Genomic DNA, 6,558 nt, shown 5'->3' on the forward strand with positions numbered 1-6,558 from the left:
GCCGAGCCCCGCCGACGCGTCCATCCAACCACGCCGACACCTCCCCCGCCGGGGCCGTCGGCACCGCGGCCCGGGGATGCGAAAGGGCCCTCCCGGAGGAGGGCCCTGCTGCGGTGGATCTTACTGGACTCGAACCAGCGACCTCTCGCGTGTGAAGCGAACGCTCTAACCAACTGAGCTAAAGATCCGGGCGTCGCCCCATGGGGGTGACAACTTGAAGAACGATACCTCAAGCGGCGTCGCCTGTCCACCCGGGCGACGGCCGCCCCGCGCACGGCGGAGCGGCCGTCGAGAGCCGACGAGCACGTCAGGCGTCGGTCAGCGTGGCGCCGGGCTCGAAGCCGCCCTGGGCGACCAACGAGGTCCCGGCGCCCGGGGCGGGCTCCGGTCAGGAGCTGCCGCCGAGGGAGGAGACCGCCGTGGTGGCGTCCGCCAGGCCTGCACCGCAGCCCGCAGAGCAGGTCACGGGCATGGACCGAGCCGTGGACGCGAGGGTGGACTCGACCTGGGCCGGGGTGAGGCTCGGCCGCTCGGCCAGCAGCAGGGCGGCCAGGCCCGCGATGTGCGGGGTGGCCATCGAGGTGCCGTTGTAGGCGGCGTGGCCGGCCGTCGTCGGGGTGGTGGCGCCGTTGTTCACGGTCGAGATGATGTTCGCGCCCGGGGCGGTCACGTCCACGGCGGAGCCGTAGTTGGAGAACGAGGCGCGGGCGCCCTGCGAGGTGGAGGCGGCCACCACGATGGTGTTCCGGCAGTTGGCCGGGCGCACGTTGGCGGCGGGCTGGTTCTCGTTGCCCGCCGCCACGACGACGGGCACGCCGCGGGAGACGGCCGCGTTGATCGCGTTCTGGTAGGTGGTGCCGCACGTGCCGGAGCCGCCGAGGGACATGTTGATGACGTCCGCCGGATTCGGGTTGGCCGGCACGCCCGCCACGGTGCCGCCGGCGGCCCACACGACCGCGTCGGCGATGTCGGACAGCGAACCGCCGCACTTGCCGAGCACGCGGATGGGCTGGATCTTCGCGTTCGGGGCCACGCCGACGACACCCTGGGAGTCGGCCACGGCCGCGACGGTGCCCGCCACGTGGGTGCCGTGCCACGAGGAGTCGGAGGCACCGGCGGTGCCGCACTCGCCGGCGGCGTACCAGTCGCCCTCGTCGCGCGGGTTGGAGTCGCGGCCCCCGCCGTCGCGCGCCGCCCTGCCGTCGGAGATGAAGTCGTAGCCGGGCACGACGTTGCGGTCGAGGTCCGGGTGGGAGGTGATGCCGGTGTCGATGACGGCCACGGTCGCACCGGAGCCCGTCGTGCGGTCCCACGCACCGGGGACCCGCATGCCGTGGGTGCCGGTGAAGCCCCACTGCTGAGAGTAGAGGGCGTCCACGGGGCTCAGGCCGGTGGCGGTGAGGATGGCGTCCGGCTCCACGGCCTCGACCGCCCCGGAGGCCTTCAGGTCGGCCATGAACTTCGCGGACTCGGCCTGGTCCAGCTTGCGGTCCGCCTTGACCACGCGGGAGCCGAGCGCGGTCTCACGCAGCTCCTTCACGGAGACGCCGGCCTCCTTCGCGGCCTTGCCCCAGGCGTTCGCGCGGCCCTTCGCGTGGGCGGTGGCGGCGGTCTCCTTGTAGGTGACGATGAAGGAGTCGTAACCGTCGGCGTTCGGGTCCTCGACCTGCGCCGCCGCCAGGGGCGAGGCGGCGGTCGGGCTCGCTGCCGGCGCGGCGGGGGCGTCGCCGGAGGGGGCCGCGAGCGCGGGGGACGAGGTCAGGGTCCCGCCGGCGAGGACGGCGCCGGCCACGAGGGCGCCGATGCGGCGGCGGGTGCTGCGGGGTGTGGAGGACTGCACGGGATCTCCTCGGAGTTCTGGGCCACCGGACGCGGGTGCCCGAGGGGCTCGGGCCGGGGTGACCGAGATCACGGTAAGGTCACGATTCCGTCACGACGCGGCCCAGGGTTGAAGTCTGGCGGATGGTCGAGGCATCTCTGGCGGATCCGCCAGCCGGGCCTGGCGGGTGGCCGCGGGCGCGCACAGCGGCGCCCCAGCTTCGGCCCGCGCCGGACACGACGACGGCGCCGCGCCCTCCCGGCGGAGGTGCGCGGCGCCGTCGGGCCCGCGGCGGGTGGAGCCCCCTGCCGGATTCGAACCGGCGACCTGCTGTTTACAAGGCAGCTGCTCTGGCCAGCTGAGCTAAGGAGGCCTGCGGCCGGCGCCCGGGGCGCCGCGGCCGACCCTTCCAGCGTACAAGGCCCGGGCGGGCGGCGCGGGGCGCCCCCTGCGTGGCGACGCCCCGCGGACCTCGGCGACGGGTCAGCCGGGTCAGCCGGCGATCTTGGCGCCCGCCCAATCGGCGAAGGTCTTGTCCTCGCCGTCGAGGGCCCAGTTCTTCCCGTCCACGAACACGGTGGGGGTGCCGGCCACGCCGGCGACGCGCGCCTGGCGGGTGGTGTGCTCGACCGCGGAGCGGAACGTGCCGTCCTCGACGCAGGAGGCGATGTCCGCGCCGTGCTCCTGCGCGAGCTGCGTGATCGCCGCGTTGTCCAGGCCCTTGCCCTGGTGCTCGTCGTAGGTGGCGAACAGGGCGGCCACGAAGCCGTTGTAGGCCTCGGGCTTCTGGTCCGCCACGCAGTACGCGGCGTTGGCGGCGCGGGCCGAGTAGTTCTGGTTGTTCGGGGCGCTCAGGTAGTCCACCATCCGGTACTCGACCGTGGCCTCGCCCTGTTCGAGCCACTGCTCGATCTGGTCCGCGTTGGAGGTCTCGAAGTCCGCGCAGTGCACGCAGTTGAAGTCCGCGTAGAGCACGATCCGCGTCGGCTCGCCGTCCGCCCGGGCCTCGGTGTCCGGCAGGGTCTCGGGCTGGGAGCTCGCGGACTGCTTCGGCACCTCGATCCTCGAGGGGTCGACCTCGCGTTCTCCCGCGCCCTCCGCCAGGCCCGTGGCCGAGGTCAACTCGATGCCGCCCTGCTCGTTCGTCATGGCGGGGATGGGGCCGGCGGCCGCGGCGTCGTCGCCGTTGCGGTTGAGCACGAACGCGACGACGAGGCCGATCACGAGCACCGCCACGAGGACCGAGCCCCAGATGACGCCGGTGCGGCGGCGGCGGTCCTTCCTGCGCTGCTCCTCCTGGATCTGGCGGGCACGCGCACGGGCGTCCTTCGCCGAGGTGTGCGAGCCTGACGTGTTCCGGGCCAAGGGTCCTCCTCGTGGGGCAGTCGGTCCGGGTCGAGCACCGGAGCCGGCGGGCAGCGGGCGCGCCGCGCCAGGCGAGCATAGCGGCCCTGTCTGGAAGGATCGTGACCATGGACACCGTCGAGACCCCCTCCCCCGTCGATCGACTGACCATCACGGGGGCCCCCTCGGGGGACGCCTCCGAGGACCCGGCGACGTCGCTGCTCGCCCTGCCCTGGGCGCTCCCCCTCGAGACGTGGCCGCGTGAGGTGCTGGCGGCTCTGCCGCGGGGCATCTCCCGTCACGTGGTGCGCTTCGCCCGCATGGGCGGGGGCATCGTGGCGGTGAAGGAGACCACGGAGGAGCTCGCGTTCCACGAGTACCGGCTGCTGCGCCGGCTCGAGCGGGGCCCCGCGCCGTCGGTGGTGCCGGTGGCCGTGGTCACCGGGCGCACCCACGACGACGGCACGCCGCTGCCCGCCGCCCTCGTCACCCGGCACCTGCGCTTCTCCCTGCCGTACCGCGCCGTGTTCTCGGAGCGCCTCGAGCGCCGCACCCTCGTGCGGCTCATGGACGCGCTGGCGACCCTGCTCGTGGAGCTGCACCTCGAGGGGTTCTTCTGGGGCGACGTCTCCCTGTCCAACGTCCTGTTCCGGCGCGACGCGGGCGGGTTCGCCGCCCACCTGGTGGACGCCGAGACCGGTGAGCTCCGGCAGCGGCTGTCCACCGGCCAGCGCGAGCACGACCTGGACGTGGCCGCCGTGAACGTGGGCGGCGAGCTGCTGGACCTGCAGGCCAGCGGGCTGCTGGACCCGGAGGTGGACCCCGTCACCACGCCGGACCTGCTCGTGGCCTCCTACCGCCGGCTGTGGGACGAGCTGACCGGCCCCCTGCTGTTCCCCCGCGCCGAGCCGTGGCGCCTGGACCGCCGCGTCCGCCGTCTGCAGGAGCTCGGCTTCGAGCTGGCCGAGTACTCGCTGCGCGCCGCCGACGCCCCCGGGATGATGATCGCCCGACCCGTCGAGGTCCACGCGGGCTACCACCGCCGTCGGCTGACCCGCCTCACGGGACTCGAGGTCCAGGAGAACCAGGCCCGGCGGCTGCTCGTCGACATCGAGGCCGCCCGCCGGGAGTGGGACCCGTACATGGACATCGAGGGCGCGGCGCACCGCTGGGTGGTGGAGGTGTTCGACCCCGTGGTCCGCTCGGTGCCCCTCGAGCTGCGGGCCAAGCTCGAGCCCGCCGAGGTGATGCACCAGCTCCTCGAGCACCGCTGGTACCTCTCCGAGGCCCGCGGCCAGGCCGTGCCCCTGCAGGAGGTGGTGGACTCCTACGTGGACACGGTGCTGCGGGCCCGCCGCGACGAGGACGCGGTGGCGCTGCACCCCACGACCACCATGCTGCGCGCCGTCCCGCCCGCGGACGCGGACTGACGCAGGCCGCGGCTCAGCGGCGCAGGAGCAGGAAGCCGGGGGCCGGGACCGCCGCCGGCACCGTGCCGGGGCCGAGGGGGCCGTCGTCGCCGTGGCCGGTGAGCAGCTCGGCCCGCGCCAGGTCGGCGGGCACGGGCAGCGGGTCCGCGCCGAGGGCGACGAGCAGGATGACGTCGGCGTCCGCGCCGGCGCGGGTGAGGCGCACGTGGCGCCGGGCCGCGTCCACCTCGGCCCGGACGCGGTCGCGGCGGGGGTCGGTGAGCTGGGGCAGCGTGCGGCGCAGGCCGATCAGGGTGCGGTAGGCGGCGAGCACGCGCGCTCCGCGGCCGTGGCCGTCCGCGGCCTCCGCCCAGTCCAGCACGGCCGCGTCCCGCGTGGCGGGGTCCTGCGGGTCGGGGACGTCGGCCGGGTCCCAGCCGTGGGCGGCGAACTCGCGGCGACGTCCCTGCCGGACGGCGTCCCCGAGCTCGGGCTCGCGGAACGAGGTGAAGAACGGCCACGGCGTCGAGGCCGCGAACTCCTCCCCCATGAAGAGCATCGGCACGTGCGGGCCGGTCAGCAGCAGGGCGGCCTCGGCCGCGAGCGCGCCCTCGGACAGGGCGGCCGCGGTGCGGTCGCCGCCGGCGCGGTTGCCCACCTGGTCATGGTTCTGGATGCTGGCCACCCACGCATGGTTGGGGACGGCGTCCGGCACGGGGCGCCCGTGGTCGCGGCCGCGGAAGGTGGAGCGGGTGCCGTCGTGGAAGTAGGTGCGCTCCATGACCTTGGCCACCGCCTCCAGCGGGGCGAAGTCCGCGTAGTAGCCGTGGGTCTCCCCCGTCGCGGCCACGTGCAGGGCGTGGTGGACGTCGTCGTTCCAGGCCGCGGCGAGGCCGAGCCCGCCGGCGTGGCGGGGCAGCACCAGACGCGGGTCGTTGAGGTCGGACTCGGCCAGGAGGGGCACGGGTCGGCCGGCACGGGCCGCGATCCCGTCCGCGAGCGCGGCCATCTCCTCGAGCAGGTGCACGGCGCGGGCGTCCCGCAGGGCGTGCACCGCGTCGAGGCGCAGCCCGTCCACGCGCATCTCCTCGAGCCAGAAGCGGACGTTGTCCAGGACGAACCGGCGCACCTCGTCCGAGTCGGCGCCGTCCAGGTTCAGGCCGTCGCCCCAACCGGTGCCGCCCTGACCCAGATACGGCCCGAACACCTGCAGGTAGTTGCCGGAGGGGCCCAGGTGGTTGTGCACGACGTCCTGGACCACGCCGAGGCCGGCGGCGTGGGCGGCGGCCACGAAGCGGCGGTAGGCGGCGGGGCCGCCGTAGGACTCGTCGACGGCGAACCACGCCACCCCGTCGTAGCCCCAGTTCCGCGGCCCGGAGAAGGAGTTCACGGGCAGCAGCTCGACGTGGGTGACCCCGAGGTCCCTCAGGTGCGGCAGGCGGGCGATGGCGGCGTCGAGGGTCCCCTCGGCCGTGAAGGTCCCCACGTGCAGCTCGTAGAGGACGGCGCCGCGCAGGCCGCCGCCCTGGGGCGCGGCCGGATCGGACTCCACCCCGGGCGGCCCGGCCCAGCCCTCGTCCTGCCACGCGAAGGCGCGGCCGGCGACGTCGCGGCGGGAGGGCCCGTGGACCGTGTCGGGCTGGCGGCGGGAGCGGGGGTCCGGCACGGGGTCCGCCCCGTCCACGCGGTAGCCGTAGCCGGGGTCGGCCGGCGGCTGGGCGGCGTCGAGGCCAAGGGCGGCCAGCGGGTCCTCCGTGGGCGTCCACCAGCCTCCGGCGGCGGGGGCCGTGGCCACGACGGCGGCGACGGGCCAGCGGTCCTCGGCGTCGTGCAGGGCACCGGGCTCGGTGTCGACGAGGACGAGGTCGACGCTCTCGGCGTGCGGCGCCCACACGGCGTAGGGGATGGCGCGCGCGGCGTCGACGGCGGCCCGCTCGGCCGCGGCGGGGTCCACGGGGTCGGAGCCGATCGGGTGCAGGCCCGGGG

At 75.3% G+C, this 6,558-nt stretch carries 4 protein-coding genes and 2 tRNA genes; 1 reads left to right on the forward strand and 5 read right to left on the reverse strand.

Features of this window, described 5'->3' with window-relative positions:
• Positions 1-114: 114 nt before the first annotated feature.
• From J1M40_RS02570 to J1M40_RS02585, 4 genes are all read right to left on the reverse strand, one after another.
• Positions 115-188: transfer RNA gene (locus tag J1M40_RS02570), tRNA-Val, on the reverse strand.
• A 200-nt stretch (positions 189-388) separates the two neighbouring features.
• Complete coding sequence (locus J1M40_RS12940; protein ID WP_342356876.1) at positions 389-1,840, reverse strand: S8 family peptidase; 1,452 nt, start codon at positions 1,838-1,840, stop codon at positions 389-391.
• Between the two features lie 275 nt (positions 1,841-2,115).
• Positions 2,116-2,192, reverse strand: a tRNA-Thr gene (locus tag J1M40_RS02580).
• 119 nt (positions 2,193-2,311) lie between these two features.
• Positions 2,312-3,184: a thioredoxin domain-containing protein gene (locus J1M40_RS02585; protein WP_206450423.1), complete on the reverse strand. Its 873-nt coding sequence runs from the start codon at positions 3,182-3,184 to the stop codon at positions 2,312-2,314.
• Between the two features lie 107 nt (positions 3,185-3,291).
• On the opposite strand from J1M40_RS02585, the gene J1M40_RS02590 reads away from it, so the two are divergent.
• Positions 3,292-4,593: a DUF4032 domain-containing protein gene (locus J1M40_RS02590; protein ID WP_115165390.1), complete on the forward strand. Its 1,302-nt coding sequence runs from the start codon at positions 3,292-3,294 to the stop codon at positions 4,591-4,593.
• Positions 4,594-4,606: 13 nt separating this feature from the next.
• Here J1M40_RS02590 and treZ read toward each other — a convergent pair.
• The coding region (treZ, locus tag J1M40_RS02595; protein ID WP_241251985.1) for a malto-oligosyltrehalose trehalohydrolase at positions 4,607-6,558 on the reverse strand (1,952 nt) is incomplete at its 5' end.

Source organism: Micrococcus sp. KRD026 (assembly GCF_017168445.1).
GTDB lineage: Bacteria > Actinomycetota > Actinomycetes > Actinomycetales > Micrococcaceae > Micrococcus > Micrococcus luteus.